Genomic DNA, 23,213 nt, shown 5'->3' on the forward strand with positions numbered 1-23,213 from the left:
GAAAAACAGAGGAGCTCCCGTGTTCCCTCAGGAAAACCGGGTGAAACGGCGCGGCGGCATCCGGCCTCCCCGTCCGCACGGAACGCATTTCCCCATTGAGCGCGGGCGCGGAACGTGTTAGCCTGTCTGCATGAAGCACATTCACCTTCTGTTGCTGGCTCTGCTGGCCCTGTTTGCCGGCTCCCCGTTCCGGGCGGCCGCGGAGGAATCCTTCCGCGACCGGGTAGTGGTCATTCCGGTGGGGGAGGACTCCCTGACCAGCAAGCAGAGCTTCGGCTTCATGAACCGCATCCTGAAGCGGGCGCAGGAGGAACAGGCGCGCGCCGTGGTGTTTGACCTGAACACGCCCGGCGGCCTGGCCTGGGAAACCAGCGAGATGATGATGAAAAGCATCCAGCCGCTGACCATCCCCACTTACGCCTACGTGAATCCCAAGGCCATGTCCGCCGGGGCGCTCATCTCCGCGGCGTGCGACAAGATTTACATGGCGCCCGTCTCCTCCATCGGCGCGGCGGGCATCATCACCTCCTCCGGGGAGGAGATGGACCCCGTCATGCGCAAGAAGGCGGAAAGCGCCTTCTGGGCCTTCACCCGCTCCGTGGTAACGGAAAAGGGCTACCGCCCGGAAGTAGTGAAGGCCATGATGATCCCTTCCGACCAGGAGCAGCAATTCGGCCCCGTCAAGCTGGAAAAAGGCGCACTCCTGACCCTGACGGGCAAGGAGGCCGCCACGCGGCTGGAAGACGGCAGGCCCCTGCTGGCCCAGGGAACGGCCACCTCCGTCACGGACCTGCTGGCTCAGGAGAAGGTGGACGCCCCCACGGTCACGGCGGAACCCACCGCCTTTGAACGCATCGGCCTCTGGATTGCGTGGGCCTCCCCCATACTGATCCTGCTGGGAATCGGCGGCATCTACATGGAATTCAAGACGCCTGGGTTCGGCATCGGCGGCATCGTGGCCATTGCCGCGTTTGCCCTGTTCTTCTTCGGCAACAACATCGCCGGGAACCTGGCCGGTTATGAAACGGCGGCTCTGCTCATTCTGGGCGTGGTCCTGCTGTGCGTGGAATTCTTCGTCATCCCGGGCACCTTCATTGCGGCCATTGCGGGCGGCATCTGCATCTTCCTGGCCCTGTTCGGCGGCATGATCAGCTCCTGGGAATGGGACCACATCATCCGGGACGGACAGTGGGACGACGTCAACACGCTGGCGATGGTCCTGGGCATCCCCCTCCTGAAACTGGCCCTGGGCCTGACCGGGGGCGCCATCCTGATCGCCGTGCTGATGAAGTACCTGCCGGACTCCGTCCTGATGCGCCGCGTCACGAACGCCACGGTCAGCGGCGGCCCCGCCGGGGAAGCCGTCAACATTGCGCGCGTGCAGGTAGGCGACCGGGGGAACGCCGTCACGGAGCTGAAGCCCAACGGCAAGGCCATGATCCATGGCGAAATATGCGAGGTTTTCTCTCGACAAGGCATACTGATTAAGGGTACCCCTGTGCGCGTCGTGGACATCCGTCCGTTCGACCTCGTCGTCGTCAAGGACGAATCCCCCTCCGGGGACTGACGCCATCACGCTTTTCACTCACTGCCATGCCTCTCACCGTTGGACTCATTTCCCTGGGCTGCCCCAAGAACCTGATCGACTCTGAAATCATGATCGGCCACATGCAGAAGGCCGGCATGACCATGACTCCGGAACCTGAGCTGGCGGACGTGATGGTGGTCAACACCTGCGCTTTCATTGACCAGGCCAAGCAGGAAGCCATCGACGCCATTCTGGACGTCGTGCGCGCCAGGGAAAGCGGAGCCTATCCGGAAAACCAGAAGCTCATCGTGGCAGGCTGCCTGTCCCAGCGCTTTCAGAAGGAACTGCCCGCCCTGCTGCCGGAGGTGGACGCCTTCATCGGCCCGGACCAGATCACCAGGCTCCCGGAAATCATCACGGAGGTGATGGACCGGACCGTGCAGGACCGGAACTTCATCCAAGGCAAGTGCAAGTATGTTCCGGACTGGGACACGCCGCGCTACCGCCTTACTCCCCCGCATACGGCCTACATCAAGATAGCGGAAGGCTGCAACCACGGCTGTGCCTACTGCATCATCCCGATGATCCGGGGACGCCACCGCAGCCGCTCCCAGCAGGACGTGGTGCGTGAAGCGGAAGCCCTCATCCGGTCTGGCGTGAAGGAAATCTGCCTCATTGCGCAGGACATTACCTACTACGGCATGGACAAATGGACGGATGCGCGCCCGAACCGCCGCAGCGCGGTGGATTCCTCCCGCGGAGAGTCCCTGGCCTCCCTGATCCGCGCCCTGAACGCCATTGAAGGGGAATTCTGGATCAGGCTTCTTTACACCCACCCCGCCCACTGGAGCGACGAACTGACCGCCGCCATCGCGGAAAGCCCCAAGGTGGCCCGCTACGTGGACATCCCCCTTCAGCACATTTCCGGCAACATGCTCAGCGCCATGCAGCGCGTGACGGACGGGGACTACATCCGCAACCTCCTGCGGGACATCCGGAAGGCCGTTCCGGGAATCGCCATCCGCACCACCTTCATCACCGGATTCCCCGGAGAGACGGAGGACGACCATCAGGAATTGATGGAGTTCATTGAGGAGTTCCGCTTTGAACGGGCCGGCATCTTCACCTTCTCACGGGAGGAAGGCACGAAGGCCTACAAGATGCCGAACCAGGTGCACCACCGCACCAAGGCGCGCCGCTACAATGAAGCCACCATGCTCCTGACCCGCCTTGCCTCGGAAACGGGCCAGGAACAGATCGGCAGGCAAATCCGCGTGCTGGTGGACGCTCCCGGCGTTGCCAGAACGGAATGGGACGCCCCGGACATCGACGGCACCGTTTCCGTCCCCCTGACGCTGCCCGTCGGCGAATTCGCCACCGTCACCGTAACGGATGCCGTGGCGTATGAACTGACGGCGGAATAAAATTCCGCGGGCGGCTGGATGGGAGCATCAGGGACAAGAGCGACAGGCACGGCGCAAGCCGGGATATATCTGATCCCTTATCACTCATCTCCGGCATCTGAGCCAAAGGCGCTTATTGTTTCACGCTTGATTCCGGGAGAGGCGCACTGGCCGGAGGGGCTTCCTGCGGTGCGGCTCCCGAAGGTGACGGAGAAGCGGAATCCGGAACGGGGACCAGGGAAGTATTCATCCGGGACAAATCCAGTTCGCGGGAAGCCGCAGCGGCTTCCGGACTGACGGCGCCCATGTTCGCGGGCAACGGAAGCAGGGCTCCGTCCGGACCGACCATGTCGGGAGCGGTGACGGGATAAAAGCCCATCATTTCCTGCGGATTGACGATTTCCGACAGGCTCACGTAGCCCTGGCTGCCGTCCTCAAACTCAACCTTGGCGAACAAATCACCGCAAACCAGCACCTTCCCGGTTTTCACGCCGCCCCTGACGGTTCCGCTCGTGGAAAAATTATTCTCCGGATTCTGCTCGAACACCATCATTTTTTCCTTCTTGAACGTAACGGATTCCCCCGGCTTGTAAAATGCCTGGTCCGCCTTGTTCTTGGCCGCCATTTTCTTGGAAGTGATGCCTACGGGATCCAGCGCTGAACTCTGGCGGTCCCAGGCATTCAAATGCTTGTTCGGACCACAGGAAGCCAGCAGCACCAGCAGAGCGGAAGGGAGAAATGCCAATTTCATTTGCCGGGTATCTTAACTGCCACAGATTGCGGATGGAAGCAGAATTTGCGCCTGTTGATGCAGGATGCCGTTTCAACAAGAAAAATCCCGGCTTTCCCGCCAATAAGCGTTCCTTCGTGCTGGACAGTCAAGAAAACTTCCGTACAGGCTTGCGGCATATCAACATCACTTCCAAATGATCAAGGGATTTTTCCCGGCGCTTTTCCTGATTGTTTCGTCATGCTGCATGATGAAGGCAAAAGAAACCCAGGGCAGCACTCTGATGCGTCCCCTGATGACTCGGACGGAGCCCCCTCCCTTGTCCTGCCGCGGGTCCGGCGCCTGCTTCGATTACTTCTCCACGCCGCTCTGCAAATACAAAATCCGCAGGGCGGAAGAAATCATGCCCGACTCCTGCCGGGCCCCTTCACTTCATGGAAGGAAGACGGAAAAAAGCGGAGACCGGGATTTTCCATCAACAAACAGGGAACCCCGGCCATCATGCTGTTCCCCGCAGCGGAACCTATTCCATCCCTGAAACACGCTCCCGGCAGGCAGCCGGGGCCGGGAAAAGTAAGCGGTTCCCCAGGCGGGGAAAAACAGGCCGTCCTTACGGATTCCCTTCCCCGCTCTCTTCCCGGGGAAACCTCAAATCATGGCGCAAAGGCAACGTATTAGGCTTGCCGCATTCCTCCCGGCAATGCTATTCTGCCACCTGCGGTTCCCACGTTTGGCACAGTTCCATCCGGGGGAACCGTTCAAGCATTTGTTCTGTTATGGATGAGAAGAGATTAGCCGGCGTAGTTCTGCCATTGTTCTCCCTGCGCCGCAACAACGACCACGGCATCGGGGATCTGACGGCTCTGCGCCAGTGGATTGACTGGGCGGCGGATGCCCACGTGGGATTTCTCCAATTGCTGCCCGTCAACGCCCTGGGCCGGGACGAAAACCCTTCCCCCTATTCCGCCATCAGCTCCGTGGCTCTGGAACCCCTGTACCTTTCCCTGGAACCCTGGACCATCCCCGGCCTGGAAGAACGCGTATTCAATGAAACCGGGGACACGCTGCCGTGGGAACAGCCCTCCGGCCCGAACATGGTAGACTACCCCAAGGTCAGGTTCTGGAAAATGTGGATTCTGCGGGGCGCATGGAACAACTTCAAAACCAAGCCGGAATATGAGGGCATCATGCCCAAGTTCAGGGAATGGGTGAAGGAACAGGGAAGCTGGCTGGAAGACTTTGTCTGCTTCCAGGTTCTCTGCGACCTGTTCGGCACGGAAATCTGGTGGCACTGGCCGGAGCAGGACCCGGCCCGGGCCAAAACCATCGCCGCCGATTACGAGGAAGAAAAGGACTTTGCCCGCTGGCTCCAGTGGCTCTGTGAAAAGCAATGGGAATTCATCCGGATTTATGCGGACGAACGCAACGTGAAACTGATGGGGGACATCCCCATCGGCGTTTCCCTGTGCAGTGCGGACGTCTTTTTTGAACGCTACCTGTTTGATACGGACTGGTGCGGAGGCGCTCCTGCGGAAGGCAACTACGCGGAAGACCCCTTCACGGGCAAATGGGGGCAAAACTGGGGCATTCCCCTGTACAAATGGGAAGTCATGGCCCAGGACAACTTCGCCTGGTGGCGGCGCCGGGTAAAATACTGCACCAAGATTTTCAGCATGTACAGGATTGACCATATCCTGGGCTTTTACCGCATTTACTCCTTCCCGTGGAAGCCTACGGAAAACGAGGTCTTCCTGCCGCTCACGCTGGAGCAGGCGGCCCAGAGAACGGGCGGCAGGCTGCCCGGCTTCAAGCCCCGCGGGGATGACAACGCCGTGGACCGCAACCTGAACCTGACGGACGGAGACCTGTACCTTCGCCTCCTGATCTCTGCCGCCCCCGGCGTCAGCGTGGTGGGGGAAGACCTGGGCTGCGTGCCGGAATACGTGCGCCCGAACATGCGCCAATTGGACATTCCCGGCTTCAAGATTCCCCATTGGGAAATCAAACCGGACGGCAACATCATCCCCGGAAAGGAATATCACGAATGCTCCTTCGCGGCATTCGGCACGCATGATTTTGAAACCATCATGCAGACCTGGAACGACAGCTACGCCAAAATCGAGCGTGCCCGCAAGCTGGGTCTGTGGGAGGGAATCTCTCCCAAAACGCCGTCCAACCCGGAACAGGAAAACATCGTGCGCCAGGCGGAGGACGGAGCGCGCCTGCTGAAATGGTTTGCGGACTTCGCCGGGATGCAGCCGGACACTTGGCTCTCCTACTGGAACCTGGAAATCAAGACGGCCATGTACAATGCCCTGTTCCGTTCCAACTCCCGTTACGCGGCCATTCTCTGGCCTGCCCTCTTTGACGTCAACAAGCGCCTGAACATCCCCGGCACCACGGGAGGCACCAACTGGAGGGAACGCATGCCCTTCAAGGCCGTGGAAGCTTATGACATGCCCCAGACCGCATGGCTGCGCACCGTCATCAGCGGTTCGGACCGCGCGCCGCTGCAGGGAGAAGACGCCATCAGGGCGCTCAAGGAATCCAGCAGGCGCCTCTTCCCGAAGGTCACCGTCAACAACGAACGCTTCCTGAAACGGATGCTGATGTGGCCCAACGGGAAATCCCTGTAAGTTCCGGCCAGTTTCCGGAGCGCCGCAAGCCCCTGCCCCGCTTCATGGCCTTTCCTTCAACTGTTCTTTCCATTGCATCCGTCCTTGCCTCCTGCCGGAAAAGCAACCATACTCCCCGCATGACCTGGAGCTGGAACAAACTGTCCCCCGCCAAATGGGAAGACGCGTGGAGTGAACGCATTGCCGGAAATCCCAATGCCTCCATCACCATCATCAAGGGGGGCAAGACCATCAGAATCACCGTCTACTGCGACCATGAGGAAGACGCCCTGACCTTGAAGGAATATTTTGGGGGGACCGTCCGGGAAATCAAAACCCGGGACTGGGTGGCGGCGCAGAGCCGGGAAGAACGCGCTCCGCTTAAAATAAGGGATGCCCTGGTCATTACGGAGCAGAGTTCTCCGGAGAAGTTGGCCGCCCTGCGGAAGCAATTCCCTGCGCGCCATATCCTGAGCGTTCCTGCGGAAATGGCCTTCGGGACCGGAGACCATGCCACTACGTCCACCTGCCTGCGCTTCATCTGTGACGCTGCCAAATCCCGCAGGGGAACCGGCTGGAGCATGACGGACATCGGCTGCGGAACCGCCGTGCTGGCCATTGCGGCGCTGAAGCTAGGAGCGGAACACGCCACGGCCTTCGACTTTGACCCCATGGCCATTGAAGTGGCACGGCACAACATGGAACGCAATGACGTCACCGGAGAAGAGCTTGATTTATTCGTCGGGGACGTTTTCGAATGGACGCCCTCGGAACTTCAGAAGGGGGACCTTGTCGTCGCCAACCTGTTTTCCACCATTCTGCAAAAAGCCTTTCCGCACATTATCGCGGCCATGAAAAAGGATGCCGTCCTGGTCATCTCCGGCATTCTGGCCTCCCAGTGGGAAGAAACGAAGGCGGCGGCGGAGCGTCACGGCTTGTCCTTTGAACGGGCCGTCAAGCGCGGCAAATGGGTCACGGCCAAGGGAGGGATGGTCAAGTAAAACAAGCCGTTCCGCATTTCCTGATTCGGCTCTCCACACATCGTTCCTCCTCTGCCGGAACCACGCCTCCCACTCCCGGCAACGCGTCTTCCCCCAGTCTGGGGAGGCCCTGGCTCCCAGGTGAACGCATTTTTACGGGAAAGGGGAAGACGTACGGGTTACCGGCAGGAAAAACACGCCAATTCCTGCGGATTCCACATTTCACTTCCCCTCACGGAAAAAACTAGCCCTCCGCATGTTCACGGGCGGCGAACAGCTTTTCCACATACTTGGCCAGCATGTCCACTTCCAGATTCACCGGCTGGCCGGGAACGGCGCGTTGCAGGTTCGTGCGTCCGAAGGTATGGGGCGTGATCCAGAATTCAAGCAGGGAGCCGTTCAAATTCGCAATCGTCAGGGAAATGCCGTCAATGGTGATGGAGCCCTTGTCAATGCAGTAGCGGGCCAGTTCATCCGGAATGCGCACTTCCAGGCGGTGGTCCTGCCCCACGGGCTCCAGGGCCGTAATAGTTCCGGTATTGTCCACATGCCCCATCACGAAGTGGCCGCCGAAGCGGTCCATGGCGGACATGGCGCGTTCCAGGTTCACCAGCCCCCCCGGCTGGAGGTTTCCCAGGCTGGTGACGCGGAGGGTCTGGGAAAGCAGGTCAAAGGAGACGCGCTCACCGTCCAGGGCGTCCACCGTCAGGCAGCAACCGTTGACGGCGACGGAATCCCCCAGGGAAAGTTCATGGCCGAATGGAATAATCAGCGTCAGTCTGGCTCCGCCGTTGATGGGCGTAAACCCTTCCACGGTTCCTGTTGTTTCAACGAGTCCGGTAAACATAAGAGTAAGCTCCGGTTCCGGCCCTTAATGGCCGAAGCAGGTGAAGAAGATGAACACGATGGCGGTGGGAAAAGCCGCCCAGGCAAACAGCCACAGGGGATTGATGCCCTTGAAGTACTTGCCCAGAATGGCCTGCCCCGCCGGGTTGGGGGCGTTGGCGATTACCGTCAGGCCGCCGCCCGTCACGGCGCCGGCCACCACGGAATACTTGACGGCTTCCGGCAGGTTGGGAACCGTGGACGCCAGGAAGGTGACGGCGGCATTGTCGTTGAACGCCGTCAGCAGCGTGGCCCCGATCATGGCGTAGTCCCCCAGCCGCATCAGCACCGGTTCCAGCCACCAGGCCTGGACGCCGCCCAGAATGACCAGGCCCGCCAGGAAGAAGCCCACCATCATGGGAACACGCAGGGACATCTGGTTCTGGTACTGGGGAGTGGCCACCGTAAAGCCGATGAAGAAGAGGAAACTGCCGATGAACATGACCGGTTCATGGGCGAAGAGGACCGTCCAGGTCAGGAAGCAGACGTGCGCCAGCGTCACCCACACCGGAATCTTGTCATTGCGGTCTTCCCAGGACTGGGGAACGGCGTCGTCAAACTCGTTGAACTCGCGCTGCTGGGCGGCCAGGCGGCCAAACTCCTTGCGGAAGAGGAAGAAGTAGGCCAGGTTGGAAATGATGATGGCTGAAACGGCCTTCCAGCCGAAGTGCTGGATCATGTGCGCAAGGCCCCAGTCCCACTTTTCCGCCACCATCACCACGGGCGGGGCGGCAAAATGCGTCAGGGTGCCGCCGATGGAGATGTTCACGAAGAGCAGCCCCAGCGTTGCGTACATCAGGGTCTTCTTCGGCTTGAGATCGTAAAACTTCTTGCTCAGGATCAGGGCGCCGATCGTCATGGCGGCAGGTTCCGTAATCAGGGAACCGAGCAGGGGTGCAAGGGTCATCACGGAAATCCACCAGGCCCCGGGAGAAGATTTTCCAAGTTTGGCGCCGTAGTTGACTACGGATTCCGCCAGCTTGAAGATGGGGCGGGAAGAGGCGATGATCATGATGATCATCACGAACATGGGCTCCGTGAAGGAGCAGTCATAATTCAAATAGGCCGAGAAGTCCTCAAAGGAATAATACTTCCAGCACACGAACATGAAGGGGATGATCCAGATGCCGAACACGGCTTCCACTTCCCCCAGGAAATGGAAGATGGCGGACGCGAAGGAGACCGGAAGACGCTCCTCCGGGTGCATCACGCGGAAGTTGGTCTCCTTGAGCTTCTCCTTGTAGCGCAGGGCCAGCTTGTGGGAATAGCGTTCAAACCGCCCTGCCAGGAAGGTATGGATAATGGCGCCCATAAAGACGAGCGTCACGGCCAGGTTGAAACCGCCGGACTGCTCGTTGCGTTCCGTAAGCACCTGCATCAGGCTGGCATCCGGCGGAGCGGGCTTGTACTGGTTCAGGGGAATGGGAAAATGGCTGTACTGGGAATCCCCGCCCACCTCCGTGGCGGGATAGGCGGGTTCCGTCACTTGTACAGAAGCCTCGGCTGCCGATGCACCCAGAAAAAAGGCGGCAGCAGCCACGGTAGTGAGCAGCCCCGCACGGCGCGCCAGAACTTTGAAGAAATGACAAATACAGCTCATGTCTGCGGACACACTAAACACCTCCCCTTTTTTCGGCGAGCGGAAAATGAGTCTGTATGCTTTTTAACGGGAACGGGTTCAGTCCGGAAAAATCCGTACGGAACTGAAAGGGAGCGCACGCGGCAGGGAAAGGCTGTCATGCCTGCCTGAGTTTAAGGTTGAACAGGAAACTTAAAAATAGTAGTTGCAGGTATGCGCTCCGCCTTAGGCCTCCTTTCCATTTTCATGATTGCAGCCGGTGCCGCATGGGCCGAACTCCCCCCTGACCTGCCGCCTGCAGCGCCCCTTCCCCTGGCGCCCGGCCCGGTCATCGGAGGCACCATCAAGGGAGACCCGGCTGCCGGCGTTGTTCCCGTCCGGGAACTGATTGAAGCCAACCGGAGGGATGAAAACATCCCCATGGCGGAACCCATTCCGGGAGAAACGGGCGCCTCCATTCCCTCCGCGGAGCCCATCCCTAATGCGGAGCCTATCCCCGGAGAAACACACCTGCGTGCCCCGGTTCAGCCCGCAGGCCCGGTCCCGGTCATTCCTCCCACGGCTTTCTCCCCCGTTCCGGTTCCCCAGCATGAAACCCGCGTTGCCATCCTGGGCTATCATGACTTCAGCCGCACCCTGCCCGCCACGGAAATGCGCATGAATACGGACGTGTTCCGCGCCCAGATGCAGGCGCTGAAGGCCAGCGGCGTTCCCGTCATTTCCATGAAGGAGTTCCTGGAATGGAAACTCGGCAGCAGGCAGCTTCCCGCCAAATGCGTGATGATCACCATTGACGACGGCTGGAAGAGCGTTTATACGGACGCCTACCCCATCCTGAAGGAAACGGGATTCCCGTTCACCGTTTTCCCCTATACCAAATTCATTACGGGCCGCGGCTCCGCCATGAGCCATGACCAGATTCAGGAAATGCTGGACAACGGCGCCACGCTGGGCAGCCACTCCGTCAGCCACCTGTACCCCAAATCCTGGCGCGCCGCCCAGCGGAAGGGAGCCCAGGGGGTGCTGGACCTGGCGGAGGCGGAAATAGCTGCTTCCCGGAAAATCCTCCGGGAAAGGTTCCCCGGCTCCGCCGTGGAGGCTTACTGCTACCCGGGCGGCTTCGTCCTGCCGGACATGATTACGAAGGCGGAGGAAGCCGGATTCCAGGCGGCCTTTACCGTCATTCCCAAAAAAGTGACCAAGGACACGGACCGCTGGCGCGTGCACCGCTACATGGTCTTCGGCAAGGATCCCAAGACCTTCACCAAAGCCCTGAACTTCAATGTCCCCACCGCTCCGGAAACTCCGGCGGCCACGCCCGGCAACAATCGAGGGAACACGCTGGACTCCTATCCCGCTCCGGCCCAGCCCGTCTATCCGGCGGCCAATACTGTAGTGAAGAGCCAGAGCCCGGACATCTCCATTTCCCTGGCGCGTGAACCCGCCTTTGATCCCAAGCAGGTGGAAATGCGCGTCTCCGGCTTCGGCCTGGTCAACGCCCAGTTTGACCCCAAGGAGAAAATCCTGAAATGGTCGCCCTCCCGCCCCCTGCGCCTCAGCCCCGTAACGGTGCAGGTACGGTGGAAAAACCTCTCCGCCAATCTCTGGCAGACGGCCACCTGGCAATTCGGCATTGCGGAGCAGGAAATGCACTTCATTCCCCAGAACGTCGTTAAATAAATAGGGCCCGTACGGACAGCCGGGAAAAATAAAGGGAGGTGATTTCTCGCCTTTCAGGCTCTTTCCACCGGACAAGCATCTCCGCGCCTCAGGGTTCCCGCGCCCTCGCAAATTGCTTTCGGATTCCAAATCCCTCCGCACCATATCCATCACCATCCCCTGCGGCATTCATTGTTAGAATTAACTAACATTCATAAGTTGAGGAGACTTCCGCATCAACACGGAAAGCTCCCCCGGAATGCCAAAAAAACTGACATTTGGCTTGCCCGCATGGTGTGAAGTGGCATAATCATTCGGCACCATTATCAGGTTCAGCCAGGCACGGACATCCACATGAAGACGAGCACTAAAACTTTCGCCATTGCAGATACAGCCGCTAACGCAGACTATCTCACCAATACTTCCGAACCGCTCGGAGAAACGATGACCCTGAACGTGGGCCCCTCCCACCCCGCCACCCACGGCGTGCTGCGGCTGGTGCTGGAACTCGATGGAGAAGAGATCATTAGCTGCGATCCGGTGGTGGGCCACCTGCACCGCGGCATGGAAAAGATCGGGGAGACCATCCAGTACAACCAGTTCGTCCCCTACACCGACCGCTTCGACTACCTGGCCCCCCTCTCCAACAACATCGCCTATGCCTGCGCGGTGGAAAAACTGCTGGGCTGGGAGCTGCCGCCCCGCGGGCAGGCCCTGCGCGTGCTGGCCCTGGAGCTTTCCCGTTTTTCCTCCCATATCCTGGGCGTCGGCGTGTACGGCATGGACGTAGGCGCCATGACCGTGTTCCTGTACTGTTATGAGGAACGCGAAAAAATTCATAACTTTTACGAACAGCTCACCGGAGCGCGCTTCACCTCCTCCTACACCCGCATCGGCGGACAGACGCGCGACGTCCCCAATGAAATGCTGAAGGAAGTGCTCGTCTTCTGTGATGAAGCCGCCAAGACCCTGGATGAAACGGAAGCCCTGCTGCTCAAGAACAAAATCTTCATCGACCGCCTTCAGGGCGTGGGCGTCATCAGCCGTGAAAAGGCGCTCTCCTGGGCCATTACCGGAGCCAACCTGCGCGCCAGCGGCGTCAAGCGCGACCTGCGCAAAACCAACCCCTACCTGGGCTACGAAAATTACGAATTCGACGTTCCCGTGGGTGAACACGGCGACTGCTACGACCGCTTTACCGTGCGCATCGAAGAAATGCGCCAATCCCTGCGCATCATCCGCCAGGTCATTGAAACCATGCCGGACGGCCCCATCAACATGGTGGACACCAAGGGCACGCTGCCTGAAAAGAAAAAGGTCATGACGGACATGGAATCCCTGATCCGCCAGTTCATGACCACCACCATGGGCGTGAACGCCCCCGCCGGGCAGGTTTACTTTGCCGCGGAAAACCCGAAGGGCGAGCTGGGCTTCTTCCTGGACTCCAAAGGCGGCGGCCTTCCCAACCGCCTGCGCATGCGCTCCCCCTCCTTCTGCAACCTGTCCATCCTGCCGGAACTGCTGAAAGGCCACCTGGTTTCCGACGTTCCGGCCATTCTCGGCTCCTTCGACTTCGTGATGGGCGAATGCGACCGCTAAACACACGCTCCTCTTTTCCTTTCCAACTCAAACACCAAATTTCCTCCCCATGTCCGATTACGCTGAAAACGCCATCGACGCGACTATCGCCCACCAGCCCAGCCCGGGCGAACGGTTCTACCCGGCCTTTAAAGTAACGCCGGAGCTTGACGCCGCCGCCAGCGAATACGTCACGCATTATCCGGAAGGCAAGCAGAAATCCGCCGTACTCCCCATCCTGCATGAAATCCAGAAAAAATTCGGCTTCATCAGCGCAGACGCCATCGCCTGGGTGGGTGAAAAACTGAACATCTCCGCCGCCCACGTGCTGGGCGTGGTTACCTTCTATCCCGGCCTGCGCCAGATGTGCCCCGGCAAGACCCACATCCGCGTGTGCCGCACCCTCTCCTGCGCCATGGCAGGAGCGGACAGCCTCTTTGACACCATCTGCACGCGCCTGGGCATTGACAAGAGCGGCATTGACCACCACCACCCCATCGGCGTCAGCCCGGACGGCCTGTGGAGCGTGGAGGGAGTGGAATGCCTGGCCAACTGCGGATTCGGCCCCAACATGATGGTCAACGACCTCCTGTATGAAAAAGTCACTCCGGAACTGCTGGAGGAAGTGATCGCCAAGCACCAGAACGCCTAACCCTTTCCACCCCGCACCAGATTTTCGCCATGAGCATCACCTATCTTCCCGGTAAAGAACCCCACCCCAGGGAAACGCGCCGCATCCTGAAAAACGTCAACCGCGAAGGATGGAACACTTCCATTGACTGCTATCTGGCCGACGGCGGCTATGAGGAACTGAAAAAGGCGCTCGGCATGGAGCCGAAGGCCGTCATTGACGAGGTGAAAAAATCCGGACTGCGCGGCCGCGGCGGCGCGGGTTTCCCCACAGGCGTGAAGTGGACCTTCATTCCGCCGAACAACACGAAGCCCGTTTATCTGGTCTGCAACTGCGACGAATCCGAACCCGGCACCTTCAAGGACCGCTACATCGTCCACCAGGACCCCCACCAGCTCATTGAAGGGATGGTCATCTCCAGCTACGCGGTAGGCGCGCACCTGGCTTACATCTACATGCGGGAGGAATTCCCCATGGCCGCGGAAATCATGCTCAAGGCCCTTCAGGAAGCGCGCGAACGCGGCTTCCTGGGCAGCAACATCCAGGGTTCCGGCTACGATCTGGAAATCCACGTGCACCGCGGCGCGGGCGCCTACATCTGCGGTGAGGAAACGGCCCTGCTCAACTCCCTGGAAGGCCAGCGCCCCTACCCGCGCATCAAGCCTCCCTTCTTCCCGGCCGCCATCGGCCTGTACGGCTGCCCCACCATCGTGAACAACGTGGAATCCCTCTGCCAGGTGAAGCACGTCATCGCCATGGGCGGAGAAGCCTACAGCCAGGAAGGTGCCCGGCGCTCCCCCGGCACCCGCATCATCGGCGTCTCCGGCGACGTGAAACGCCCGGGGTTCTATGAAATCGTTTCCGGCTCCATGACCTTCGGCGAACTGCTGTATGACGTCTGCGGAGGCCCGCGGGACGGCCGCGAGTTCAAGGCCGTCATTCCCGGCGGCTCCTCCTCCAAGGTCATGCGCACGGATGTGGAATACAAGGTGCAGAACCCGGACGGCACCATGGGCAAAATCTCCTTCTTCGACATTCCGCTGGACCTGGACAGCATCTCCCAGCACGGCTCCATGTCCGGCTCCGGCGCGGTCATCGTCATGGACGACTCCCGCTCCATGCCCTGGGCCATGAACAACATCAACCGCTTTTACGCGCATGAATCCTGCGGCCAGTGCACCCCCTGCCGGGAAGGCTGCCCGTGGATGATGAAGCTCAGCACCCGCATTCTGGAAGGCAAGGCCGCGCCGTCAGACGTGGACCTGCTGATTGAAGTGGCCAACCAGATTGAAGGGAAAACGGTCTGCGCCTTCGGTGAAGCCGCCTCCTGGCCCACCCAGGCCATGGTCTCCAAGTTCAAGGAGGAATTCGTGGCCCTGACGGACCCTTTCAACGCCTGCCTGCCCCATACCAGGGAAGGCCGGGAACAAACCCGTTTCCTCACCCGCTAACAGCAGAACGCAACACCACTTTTCAATACCATTTCCCTCCCATCCGTCATCATGAGTGAAGAAGCTTCCAAACTCCCCAAAGACATTGCCGCCGAGGAAGGCAAGGTGAACGTCCAGATCAACGGAACGTGGCACCGGTTCCCGCGCGGCACGCGGATTGCAGACGCCTGCCGTTCCGTAGGCGTTCCCATCCCGTGCTTCTGCTACCACCCCAAGCTGGCCGTCGTCGGCTCCTGCCGCATGTGCATGGTGGAACAGGGGATGCCGCCCAGGCTGGCTCCGGGCCAGACTCCCTCCTATGATGAAAACGGCTACCAGCGCATCCAGTGGATGCCGCGCCCCATCATCTCCTGCGCGAACACGGTGGCGGAAAACATGGGCATCCGTACGGACAGCCCCCTCGCCAGCGAGGCGCGCCGCGGCGTGATGGAATTCCTGCTTACCAGCCATCCGCTGGACTGTCCCATCTGCGACCAGGCCGGGGAATGCAAGCTCCAGGAATACTCCAACGACTACGGCCAGGTGGAAGGCCGCTATGAGGAAAAGAAGACCAAGAAAGGCAAGAACCTGAGCATCGGCCCGCGCGTGAACCTGGACCAGGAGCGCTGCGTGCTCTGCGGCCGCTGCGTGCGCTTCATGCGCGACATCATGCATGACGAAGTTCTCACGATGGCCCAGCGCGGCACCTTCAACGCCATCACGGTCTATCCGGGCCGCGAGCTGGACAGCAACTACTCCCTGAACACCGTGGACCTCTGCCCGGTAGGCGCCCTTACCTCCAAGGACTTCCGCTTCAAGATGCGCGTCTGGTTCCTGAAGGAAACCAAGACCATTGACGTGGACTGCGGCACGGGCACCAACATCATCCTCTGGACGCGTGAAGAAAAGGTGTACCGCATCACCCCGCGCCCGAACGACGCCGTGAACTCCTGCTGGATGCCGGACTCCCACCGCCTGAATTACAAATACATCAATGCGGAAACGCGCATTCCCCAGCCCGTCATACGCACGGACGCGGGAGCTCCGCACCGCCCGTCCACCTGGGAGCCCGCCCTGGCCTCCGTCACGGAAGCCGTCAAGCGCGTCGCCCCGCACCAGCTCGCCATCATCGCCTCCGGGCGCATGACCAATGAAGAACTTTACATGGTCCGCCACCTGGCCGCGCAAATCGGCACGGACATGGTGGACATCGTCCCCCGCATGGGAGAAAGCGACGGCATGCTGATTGCCGCGGACCGCAACCCGAACACGAACGGGGCCAAACTGGTGCTGGGCATTGAACCCGGCTCCAGGCTGGCCGCCATCCGCGACGGCGTGCGCAACGGCTCCATCAAGGGCATCCTCACGCTGGGGGAAGACCTCACCGCCCCGGAAGCCGGCTTCACGGCGGAAGACCTGAAAAAGCTGGACTACCTGTTCATGACCGCCCACAGCGTGAATGAAACGGCGCGCCATGCGGACCTGGTTCTGCCGGGCGTCACGTATGCTGAAAAATTCGGAACCATGATCAACGTCACGGGCCGCATCCAGCGCCTGAACCGCGCCATCCAGCCCGTGGGCTACGCCCGGGATGACTGGCAGATTCTCCGGGACATCACCCTTCTGCTGGGCGGCAACCCCGCGCTGAAAGACTTCAACTCCGCCCTGGACGTCCTCACCGTCATGAGCACGGAATACGGCGCCCTTAACGGCGTCACCTGGGGCTCCATCGGAGACGGGGGCCAGCCCATTCTGGAAACCGGCGTCACCATCCCCGTGGTGGAACATGAAAAAAGCCAGGGCCGCTAATCACACTTCACACGCACACAACCTGTTAATCCGCCATGATTGATTCGATTCTAACCTTTTGCGACGAAGTGCTCAGCAACCCTGTGTGGTTCTACCTCATCACCCTGCTGATCAAAATCGTCATCTGCTTCGCCATCACCATCCTGTTCATTCCGGTCTGCGTGTACATTGAACGCCGGGTGGCCGCCTGGATTCAGGACCGCGTGGGGCCCAACCGCGCCGGCATCCCGCTGAGCATCTTCCGCCGCTTCGGGGCTAAGTCAGACCTGCCGTTTAAAAAGACGCTGGACTACTTCGGCCTTCCCCACGACGGCAAAATCGCCAACCTGTGCCGCTTCTTCCGCCTGGACCGCGACATTCCGATCTTCGGCCTCGTGCAGCCCATGGTGGACGGCGGCAAGCTGTTCCTGAAGCAGGACTTCACGCCTCCCTTCGTGCGCCGCGTGTACTTCTGGATCGCCCCCATCCTGGTGCTGGCCCCCCCGCTGATGACGGCGGCCGTGGTCCCCTTTGCCGGAGACCTTCACACCTCCTACGGCAACGTAAACATGGCGGTGGCCAACCTCAGCGTAGGCCCCCTCTGGATGTTCGCCATCTCCTCCCTCTCCGTATACGGCCTGGTGCTGGCCGGATGGTCCTCCAACTCCAAATTCCCCTTCCTGGGCGGCGTGCGCTCCTCCGCCCAGATGATCTCCTATGAAATCAGCATGGGCCTCTCCATCATCCCCGTGCTGATGATTTACAGCACGCTGGACCTCTCCAACATCGTGGAATACCAGGCCGCCAACGGATGGCTGCTGCTTCCCGTGTGGGGCGAGGGCCTGAGCTGGCAGCGCTGGATCCTGCTGGTTCCCATCGCCATCAGCTTCATCATCTTCCTGACCTCCATCTTTGCGGAAGCCAACCGCACGCCCTTTGACATGTCCGAATGTGAAACGGACCTCGTGGGCGGCTACCACACGGAATACTCCTCCATGAAATTCGCGCAGTTCTTCATGGGTGAATACGCCGCCATGGTGGTGGGCTCCTCCCTGGTCATCACGCTGTTCCTGGGCGGCTGGTCCATCGGCTTCGGCCTGGACGGGTGGCTCAACGAACACGTAGCCAACTGGGTGGCGGTCATCTGCCAGCTCATCGCGTACGTGCTCAAGCTCCTCTTCTTCGTCTTCTTCTTCGTCTGGGTGCGCTGGACGCTCCCCCGCTTCCGTTACGACCAGGTGATGAAGCTCGGCTGGATGGTCTTCTTTGAACTGGCCGTCATCAATATCTTCATCACGGCCGCCATCCTATACTTCGTCAAGTAATCAACCTTCTTCATCCCGACAACATCACTATTATGGCCTTCAAAACGATCAAGCGCCCGAAGATTTCCCTCGGAGAGCGGTTCTACTTGCAATCCATCCTTGGCGGTCTCTGGATCACCATCAAGCACCTCGTTCTGGCTCTACTGGGCAAATCCCGCAACAAGAAGGAACTGGCCGGCTCCGGCATAGGCGTCACGATGCAGTACCCGGAATTCCGCTGGGACAAGCACCTGCCGGAATACTACCGCGGGGCTCCCGTCCTGGTGAAGGGGGAAGACGGCCGCGAACGCTGCGTGTCCTGCCAGCTCTGCGAATTCATCTGCCCTGCCCGCGCCATCACCATCACCCCCGGCGCCATCAAGGAAGGCCCCTGGGGCAAGGTGGAAAAAGCGCCCAGGGAATTCCAGATCGACATGCTCCGCTGCATCTACTGCGGCATGTGCGAGGAAGCCTGCCCGGAACAGGCCATCTTCATGAGCCAGGACTACCTGTTCACCCCCACGGACAAAGCCCAGGCCATCCACAACAAGGCCAAGCTCTACGAAATGGGCGGCACCCGCAAGGGACTGGTCAACAAGTGGAACCAATACAAATAAATCACCCCGAAACATTCACTCCAATTTCCGTACGTTATGAACATTTTTGCCAGTGACATACTCTTTTACATCTTCGGGGCCCTGGCCGTGATCCTGTCCCTGATGGTCGTCTTCATGCGCAACCCCGTTTCCTCCGCCATGATGATGGCCCTCTCCTTCGGAGCCACGGCCGCCGTCATGATCGGGCTGGGCGCCCACTTCCTGGGCATTCTCCAGATTCTGGTATACGCCGGAGCCATCATGGTGCTCTTCGCGTTCATCATCATGCTTCTGAACGTGAAGCGGGAAACCTCCCCCTTCCGGCGGCCCGTATCCGTCGCCATCGGCGTCATCATTGCCGGCCTCTTCCTGGGCCAGCTCATCGGCATCATCTACTCCCTGCCCGGCGCGAAGGAAACGCACCGCTGCCCGATGGCCACCGCGGAACAGGCGTGGAACGATCTGAAGATCGGCCAGGACAGCGCCAATTCCGGGAAAACGGAAACCAACAACCTTTCCGGGGAATGCGCGCAGAAACCCTGCGTTGCTTCCGGCGGATGCACACGAGGATCGGACTATGCCATCACCAAGGCATCTCTTGACCAATTGCTCCATTCCACCTGCGGCATAGCACCGTCCATCACCCTCCCTCCCCTCTCCCCCCAATGTTCCGCACACCTCTATCCGGAAGGCACCACCATCCGCGCGGAAATAGACAACGGGGAATTCCCGGACACCGCCCTGCTGGGCCGCACCCTGTTTGACAAGTATAACCGCAGCCTGGTCATCGCCGGGCTGGCCCTGCTGGTGGCCTCCATCGGCGTCGTCGTGCTGAGCCGCCGCCCCTCCGGCAAATAACCCGAACCCCTTACCACAGCCATCATCATGATACCTCTTACGCATTACCTGATCCTCTCCGGCGTCCTGTTCGCCATCGGCCTGATGGGGGTGATTGTCCGGCGTGACATCATCGTCATCTTCATGTGCCTGGAAATGATGCTCAGCGCGGCCAACCTGTCACTGGTGGCGTTTTCACGCGCCCAGGGCACCATGGGGCTGCCCAATTACGACGGACAGGCCCTGTCTATCTTCATCCTGACCATCGCCGCGGCGGAAGTAGCCATCGGGCTGGCCCTCATCGTCTCCCTGTACCGGGCCAGGCGCACGGCCAGCACGCAGGACCTCAACACGCTGAAAGACTAAGAGCAACATACCACTTCAAGAACATGTTTAATATTGATATTCAATACACCTGGCTCCTGCTCTTCCTGCCGCTGGTCGTAGCCGCCTTCAACTGGTTCCTGCTGACCCGGCGCCCGAACGTCGCGGCCCTCACCTCCACCTTCTCCTGCCTGGCGACCTTCGTTCTTTCCCTGGGCCTGCTGGACCAGACCGGCTCGGACTCCTTCTCCTGGCTTCCGATCTCCGACGTCTTTTCCGTTGACCTGGGCTTTGTGCTGGACCCCCTTTCCACCCGCATGATGCTGGTGGTCACGGGCATCGGCCTGCTGGTCCACATCTTCTCCCTGAGCTACATGGCGGACGACAAGGCGAAAACGCGCTACTTCGCGTGCCTGAGCCTCTTCATGTTCTCCATGACGGGCATCGTCCTGGCGAACAACATCGCCATGACCTTCATCTTCTGGGAGCTGGTAGGCCTTTCCTCCTACCTGCTCATCGGCCACTGGTACACCAGGGACGCCGCCGCAAACGCCGCCAAAAAGGCCTTCATCTGCAACCGCGTGGGGGACTTCGGCTTCCTGATCGGCATCCTGACCCTCTGGGCGCTGACCAACACGCTGGACTTCAGCCTGATGGAAATGCCCGCGGGCCTCAGTGAAACCCTGCTGAACATCACGGTGCTGTGCCTCTTCTGTGGGGCGGTGGGCAAATCCGCCCAGTTCCCGCTGCACGTGTGGCTTCCGGACGCCATGGAAGGCCCCACCCCCGTCTCCGCCCTGATCCATGCGGCCACCATGGTGGCCGCCGGGGTGTACATGATGGTGCGCGTCCAGTACTCCATCGGCGTGGAAGCCTTCCCCGCCCTAGCCTGCAACGTCATTGCCGTCATCGGCGCCGTCACGGCCGTCATCGCCGCCTTCATGGCCACCCAGCAGAATGACATCAAGCGCGTGCTGGCCTACTCCACCCTCTCCCAGCTGGGCTACATGGTCATGGCCCTGGGCCTGCTGGCCGGGGAAGCGGCCATGTTCCACCTCTTCACCCATGCCTGGTTCAAGGCCCTGCTCTTCCTGGGCGCGGGCGCCATCATCTTCGCCTGCCACCATGAACAGGACATCTGGAAAATGGGCGGCATCATGAAGCGCATGAAGCTGACCTCCCTTACCTTCATCATCGCGACCATGGCGCTGGTCGCCATTCCGTTCACGTCCGGCTTCTTCTCCAAGGAAGCCATTCTGGAAGCCGCCCTGCACAAAAACCCGGTCTTCTTCTGGATCGGCGCGGGCGTGGCCCTGCTGACCACCTTCTACATGATGCGCGTGATCTTCGTGGTCTTCTTCGGCAAGAGCCGCAGCCACAGCTCGGAACACGCCACGGAAGTGGGCGGCCTCATGCTGGTTCCCCTGCTGATTCTGGCCGTGCTGGCCCTCATCTCCGGCTACGGCTTCATGGCTGACAGGCTGGTGCCCTTCAACGGGTTCGTTTCCGAAAGCTTCCATATCGGCATGCCCTTCTACGTCTCCATGGGCGCGCTGGTGCTCGGCATCCTGCTGGCGGCCGTCTTCTATGCGGGCTCCCCGGCCTCCGACAAGCTCTCCGGCAATGCCGTCTCCCGCGCCCTCGCCAACCGCCTCTACATTGACTGGTTCTATGACAAGGTGCTGGTCAGGGGCATCCAGGGCTCCCTGGCCGCCATCATCGACTTCATGGACCAGTTCATCATCTCCGGCCTCATCGTGGGCGGCCTGGCGCGGCTGACCGCCGCCGTCGGGTCCCTGCTGCGCCGCCTCCAGTCCGGCAGCATGGCCGCCTACACGGCCCTCTTCGGCATCGGCCTGCTCCTGGTCATCTACTTCACCGTCTTCTATTCCTGCTAACCTACCAACCAATCACACACCATGCTTATCTGGCTTGTTCTCATTCCTCTGATTGCCACGGCCCTCATCGGTCTGTGCAAGGCGCCCGCACGCCCGACAGCCCTGCTCAGCGCCGCGCTGACGCTGGCCCTCGGCATCTGGGCCCTGGTTAGCTTTGACGGCTGCTCCTCCTGCTGGTCCCGCTTTGAAGGGATGGACCTCCAGCTCACCTTGGCCCCGGCCCTGGCCAAAGTGATGCTGCTGCTGACCATCCTGGTGACCTTCGCCACCGTGCTGGGAACCAACCCGCCCAAGGGAGGGGAAGCCTCCTGGTACAACTCCGCCCTGCTGATTTCCGCGGGCGCCACCGGGGCCTTCCTGTCCGACAACATCATCTCCTTCTTCGCCTTCCATGAGCTGGCCCTCATCCCCACCTTCGTGATGATCGGCCTGTACGGACGCGGCGACCGCCGCACCACGGCCTGGCGAGCCACGCTTTACCTGGGGCTTGCCTCCATGGTGCTGCTGGCCGCCCTGCTGATGATCGGCACGCAGGCGGGCTTCACCTTCTCCGGATTGAAAGACTTTATGGCCGGCGGCCGTGAGCTCGCCCACGCGGAACTCATCGGCGCCCTGCTGATCGCCGGGTTCGGCACGCTGATTTCCCTCTTCCCCTTCCACTCCTGGGCAGCCCCCGCGTATGCCTCCGCCCCCGCTCCGGTGGCGATGATGCATGCGGGCGTGCTCAAGAAGTTCGGCCTGTACGGACTCTTCATGTTCCAGCCGCTGATGGAAACTGGCTTCCTCCCCTGGACGAACATCCTCCTTGTCCTGCTCGTCTGCAACGTCATCTGGGTAGGCTACGTAACCGTCAACCAGAAGAGGCTGGATCTGCTCCTGGGCAACTCCTCCGTGATGCACATGGGCTACATCTTCCTGGCCTTCGCCGCCCTGGTGGCCTCCGGTTCCGCGGAAGCCAACCCCTGGGCGCTGAAAGGGGCCGCCCTGCTGATGCTGGCCCACGGCCTGACCATCGCCCTGCTCTTCCTGCTCTGCGGACAGATTGAAAAGCAGACCGGCACGCTGGAAATCAACTCCCTGGGCGGCCTGAGCACCAGACTGCCGCGCATGGCCTTCGTCTTCGGCCTGGCGGGCATGGCCTCCATCGGCCTCCCCGGCCTCGCCAACTTCCCGGGGGAATTCATGGTCTTCTTCTCCGGCTTCGCCGGATTTAACGACAGCTTTGGCCCTGTCCAGATCGCCACCATTCTGTGCCTCTGGGGCCTGGTCATCGGCGCGGTGTACATGCTGAGGGCCTACCGCAACATCTTCCAGGGGGACCTCTCCAAGGCCGCAGCCTACGCCACGGAACTGCTGCCTTCCGAACGGGCGGCCAACTACTTCCTGACGATCACCCTGGCGGTCTTCGGCTTCTTCCCTACGCTGGTGCTCCAGTTCTTCTCCTGATT

19 protein-coding genes are annotated in these 23,213 nt (G+C 60.7%); 16 read left to right on the plus strand and 3 right to left on the minus strand.

What is annotated here, in order from left to right; genetic code table 11:
- Window positions 1-130 precede the first annotated feature (130 nt).
- Together P8A25_RS08520 and rimO are read left to right on the plus strand one after the other, a co-directional pair.
- Window positions 131-1,567, plus strand: coding sequence for a nodulation protein NfeD (locus tag P8A25_RS08520; protein ID WP_102729426.1), 1,437 nt, complete (start codon window positions 131-133; stop codon window positions 1,565-1,567).
- Window positions 1,568-1,593: 26 nt separating this feature from the next.
- Window positions 1,594-2,952, plus strand: coding sequence for a 30S ribosomal protein S12 methylthiotransferase RimO (rimO, locus tag P8A25_RS08525; RefSeq protein WP_215442266.1), 1,359 nt, complete (start codon window positions 1,594-1,596; stop codon window positions 2,950-2,952).
- A gap of 112 nt (window positions 2,953-3,064) precedes the next feature.
- Here the strand turns inward: rimO and P8A25_RS08530 are convergent, their stop codons facing one another.
- Complete coding sequence (locus P8A25_RS08530) at window positions 3,065-3,682, minus strand: hypothetical protein (RefSeq protein ID WP_102729428.1); 618 nt, start codon at window positions 3,680-3,682, stop codon at window positions 3,065-3,067.
- Between the two features lie 32 nt (window positions 3,683-3,714).
- On the opposite strand from P8A25_RS08530, the gene P8A25_RS08535 reads away from it, so the two are divergent.
- The 3 genes from P8A25_RS08535 (at window position 3,715) to P8A25_RS08545 (ending at window position 7,277) form a co-directional block, all read left to right on the plus strand.
- The gene (locus tag P8A25_RS08535) at window positions 3,715-3,861 is read left to right on the plus strand and encodes a hypothetical protein (RefSeq protein WP_180976142.1); all 147 of its coding nucleotides are present in this window, start codon (window positions 3,715-3,717) and stop codon (window positions 3,859-3,861) included.
- 576 nt (window positions 3,862-4,437) lie between these two features.
- A complete protein-coding gene (locus P8A25_RS08540) occupies window positions 4,438-6,297 on the plus strand; it encodes a 4-alpha-glucanotransferase (RefSeq protein ID WP_215442265.1) in 1,860 nt (619 codons plus the stop codon).
- A 119-nt stretch (window positions 6,298-6,416) separates the two neighbouring features.
- Window positions 6,417-7,277 (plus strand): 50S ribosomal protein L11 methyltransferase, encoded by an 861-nt coding sequence (locus P8A25_RS08545; RefSeq protein ID WP_215442264.1) that lies wholly within the window; start codon window positions 6,417-6,419, stop codon window positions 7,275-7,277.
- 223 nt (window positions 7,278-7,500) lie between these two features.
- Here the strand turns inward: P8A25_RS08545 and P8A25_RS08550 are convergent, their stop codons facing one another.
- Together P8A25_RS08550 and P8A25_RS08555 are read right to left on the minus strand one after the other, a co-directional pair.
- On the minus strand, window positions 7,501-8,103 hold the full coding sequence (locus tag P8A25_RS08550) for a riboflavin synthase (protein ID WP_102722828.1): 603 nt from the start codon (window positions 8,101-8,103) through the stop codon (window positions 7,501-7,503).
- 24 nt (window positions 8,104-8,127) lie between these two features.
- Window positions 8,128-9,741, minus strand: a complete 1,614-nt coding sequence (locus tag P8A25_RS08555; protein WP_215442263.1) for a putative Na+/H+ antiporter — start codon at window positions 9,739-9,741, stop codon at window positions 8,128-8,130.
- A 225-nt stretch (window positions 9,742-9,966) separates the two neighbouring features.
- On the opposite strand from P8A25_RS08555, the gene P8A25_RS08560 reads away from it, so the two are divergent.
- The 11 genes from P8A25_RS08560 to P8A25_RS08610 all read left to right on the plus strand — a co-directional run bounded on the left by P8A25_RS08560 (window position 9,967) and on the right by P8A25_RS08610 (window position 23,211).
- Window positions 9,967-11,400, plus strand: coding sequence for a polysaccharide deacetylase family protein (locus tag P8A25_RS08560; protein WP_215442262.1), 1,434 nt, complete (start codon window positions 9,967-9,969; stop codon window positions 11,398-11,400).
- A 333-nt stretch (window positions 11,401-11,733) separates the two neighbouring features.
- Complete coding sequence (nuoD, locus tag P8A25_RS08565; RefSeq protein WP_215442261.1) at window positions 11,734-12,978, plus strand: NADH dehydrogenase (quinone) subunit D; 1,245 nt, start codon at window positions 11,734-11,736, stop codon at window positions 12,976-12,978.
- Between the two features lie 49 nt (window positions 12,979-13,027).
- Entirely contained in the window at window positions 13,028-13,609 is a 582-nt protein-coding gene (locus P8A25_RS08570) for an NAD(P)H-dependent oxidoreductase subunit E (protein ID WP_215442260.1), read from the plus strand.
- A gap of 29 nt (window positions 13,610-13,638) precedes the next feature.
- Complete coding sequence (gene nuoF / locus P8A25_RS08575) at window positions 13,639-15,039, plus strand: NADH-quinone oxidoreductase subunit NuoF (protein WP_102726997.1); 1,401 nt, start codon at window positions 13,639-13,641, stop codon at window positions 15,037-15,039.
- Between the two features lie 51 nt (window positions 15,040-15,090).
- Window positions 15,091-16,827, plus strand: a complete 1,737-nt coding sequence (locus P8A25_RS08580) for a molybdopterin-dependent oxidoreductase (RefSeq protein ID WP_251827955.1) — start codon at window positions 15,091-15,093, stop codon at window positions 16,825-16,827.
- Window positions 16,828-16,862: 35 nt separating this feature from the next.
- On the plus strand, window positions 16,863-18,131 hold the full coding sequence (locus P8A25_RS08585) for a complex I subunit 1 family protein (protein ID WP_215442259.1): 1,269 nt from the start codon (window positions 16,863-16,865) through the stop codon (window positions 18,129-18,131).
- A 32-nt stretch (window positions 18,132-18,163) separates the two neighbouring features.
- Entirely contained in the window at window positions 18,164-18,727 is a 564-nt protein-coding gene (locus P8A25_RS08590; RefSeq protein WP_022396667.1) for an NADH-quinone oxidoreductase subunit I, read from the plus strand.
- A 36-nt stretch (window positions 18,728-18,763) separates the two neighbouring features.
- On the plus strand, window positions 18,764-19,564 hold the full coding sequence (locus P8A25_RS08595) for an NADH-quinone oxidoreductase subunit J (protein WP_215442258.1): 801 nt from the start codon (window positions 18,764-18,766) through the stop codon (window positions 19,562-19,564).
- 27 nt (window positions 19,565-19,591) lie between these two features.
- A complete protein-coding gene (gene nuoK, locus P8A25_RS08600; protein ID WP_012420642.1) occupies window positions 19,592-19,909 on the plus strand; it encodes an NADH-quinone oxidoreductase subunit NuoK in 318 nt (105 codons plus the stop codon).
- 23 nt (window positions 19,910-19,932) lie between these two features.
- A complete protein-coding gene (nuoL, locus tag P8A25_RS08605; protein ID WP_022396665.1) occupies window positions 19,933-21,765 on the plus strand; it encodes an NADH-quinone oxidoreductase subunit L in 1,833 nt (610 codons plus the stop codon).
- 21 nt (window positions 21,766-21,786) lie between these two features.
- A complete protein-coding gene (locus tag P8A25_RS08610; RefSeq protein WP_102726993.1) occupies window positions 21,787-23,211 on the plus strand; it encodes a NuoM family protein in 1,425 nt (474 codons plus the stop codon).
- The last annotated feature ends 2 nt before the right edge of the window (window positions 23,212-23,213 follow it).

Origin of the sequence: Akkermansia sp. BCRC 18949 (assembly GCF_045011645.1) — a bacterium.
Taxonomy (GTDB): domain Bacteria; phylum Verrucomicrobiota; class Verrucomicrobiia; order Verrucomicrobiales; family Akkermansiaceae; genus Akkermansia; species Akkermansia massiliensis.

Coding starts and splice junctions, on each gene's coding strand:
- P8A25_RS08590 (WP_022396667.1), top strand. CDS start 18,164: ATGGCCTTCAAAACGATCAAGCGCCCGAAGATTTCCCTCGGAGAGCGG.
- rimO (WP_215442266.1), top strand. CDS start 1,594: ATGCCTCTCACCGTTGGACTCATTTCCCTGGGCTGCCCCAAGAACCTG.
- P8A25_RS08585 (WP_215442259.1), top strand. CDS start 16,863: ATGATTGATTCGATTCTAACCTTTTGCGACGAAGTGCTCAGCAACCCT.
- nuoK (WP_012420642.1), top strand. CDS start 19,592: ATGATACCTCTTACGCATTACCTGATCCTCTCCGGCGTCCTGTTCGCC.
- P8A25_RS08520 (WP_102729426.1), top strand. CDS start 131: ATGAAGCACATTCACCTTCTGTTGCTGGCTCTGCTGGCCCTGTTTGCC.
- P8A25_RS08530 (WP_102729428.1), bottom strand. CDS start 3,682: ATGAAATTGGCATTTCTCCCTTCCGCTCTGCTGGTGCTGCTGGCTTCC.
- P8A25_RS08610 (WP_102726993.1), top strand. CDS start 21,787: ATGCTTATCTGGCTTGTTCTCATTCCTCTGATTGCCACGGCCCTCATC.
- nuoL (WP_022396665.1), top strand. CDS start 19,933: ATGTTTAATATTGATATTCAATACACCTGGCTCCTGCTCTTCCTGCCG.
- nuoD (WP_215442261.1), top strand. CDS start 11,734: ATGAAGACGAGCACTAAAACTTTCGCCATTGCAGATACAGCCGCTAAC.
- P8A25_RS08535 (WP_180976142.1), top strand. CDS start 3,715: ATGGAAGCAGAATTTGCGCCTGTTGATGCAGGATGCCGTTTCAACAAG.
- P8A25_RS08570 (WP_215442260.1), top strand. CDS start 13,028: ATGTCCGATTACGCTGAAAACGCCATCGACGCGACTATCGCCCACCAG.
- P8A25_RS08540 (WP_215442265.1), top strand. CDS start 4,438: ATGGATGAGAAGAGATTAGCCGGCGTAGTTCTGCCATTGTTCTCCCTG.
- P8A25_RS08550 (WP_102722828.1), bottom strand. CDS start 8,103: ATGTTTACCGGACTCGTTGAAACAACAGGAACCGTGGAAGGGTTTACG.
- P8A25_RS08560 (WP_215442262.1), top strand. CDS start 9,967: ATGATTGCAGCCGGTGCCGCATGGGCCGAACTCCCCCCTGACCTGCCG.
- P8A25_RS08580 (WP_251827955.1), top strand. CDS start 15,091: ATGAGTGAAGAAGCTTCCAAACTCCCCAAAGACATTGCCGCCGAGGAA.
- P8A25_RS08595 (WP_215442258.1), top strand. CDS start 18,764: ATGAACATTTTTGCCAGTGACATACTCTTTTACATCTTCGGGGCCCTG.
- nuoF (WP_102726997.1), top strand. CDS start 13,639: ATGAGCATCACCTATCTTCCCGGTAAAGAACCCCACCCCAGGGAAACG.
- P8A25_RS08555 (WP_215442263.1), bottom strand. CDS start 9,741: ATGAGCTGTATTTGTCATTTCTTCAAAGTTCTGGCGCGCCGTGCGGGG.
- P8A25_RS08545 (WP_215442264.1), top strand. CDS start 6,417: ATGACCTGGAGCTGGAACAAACTGTCCCCCGCCAAATGGGAAGACGCG.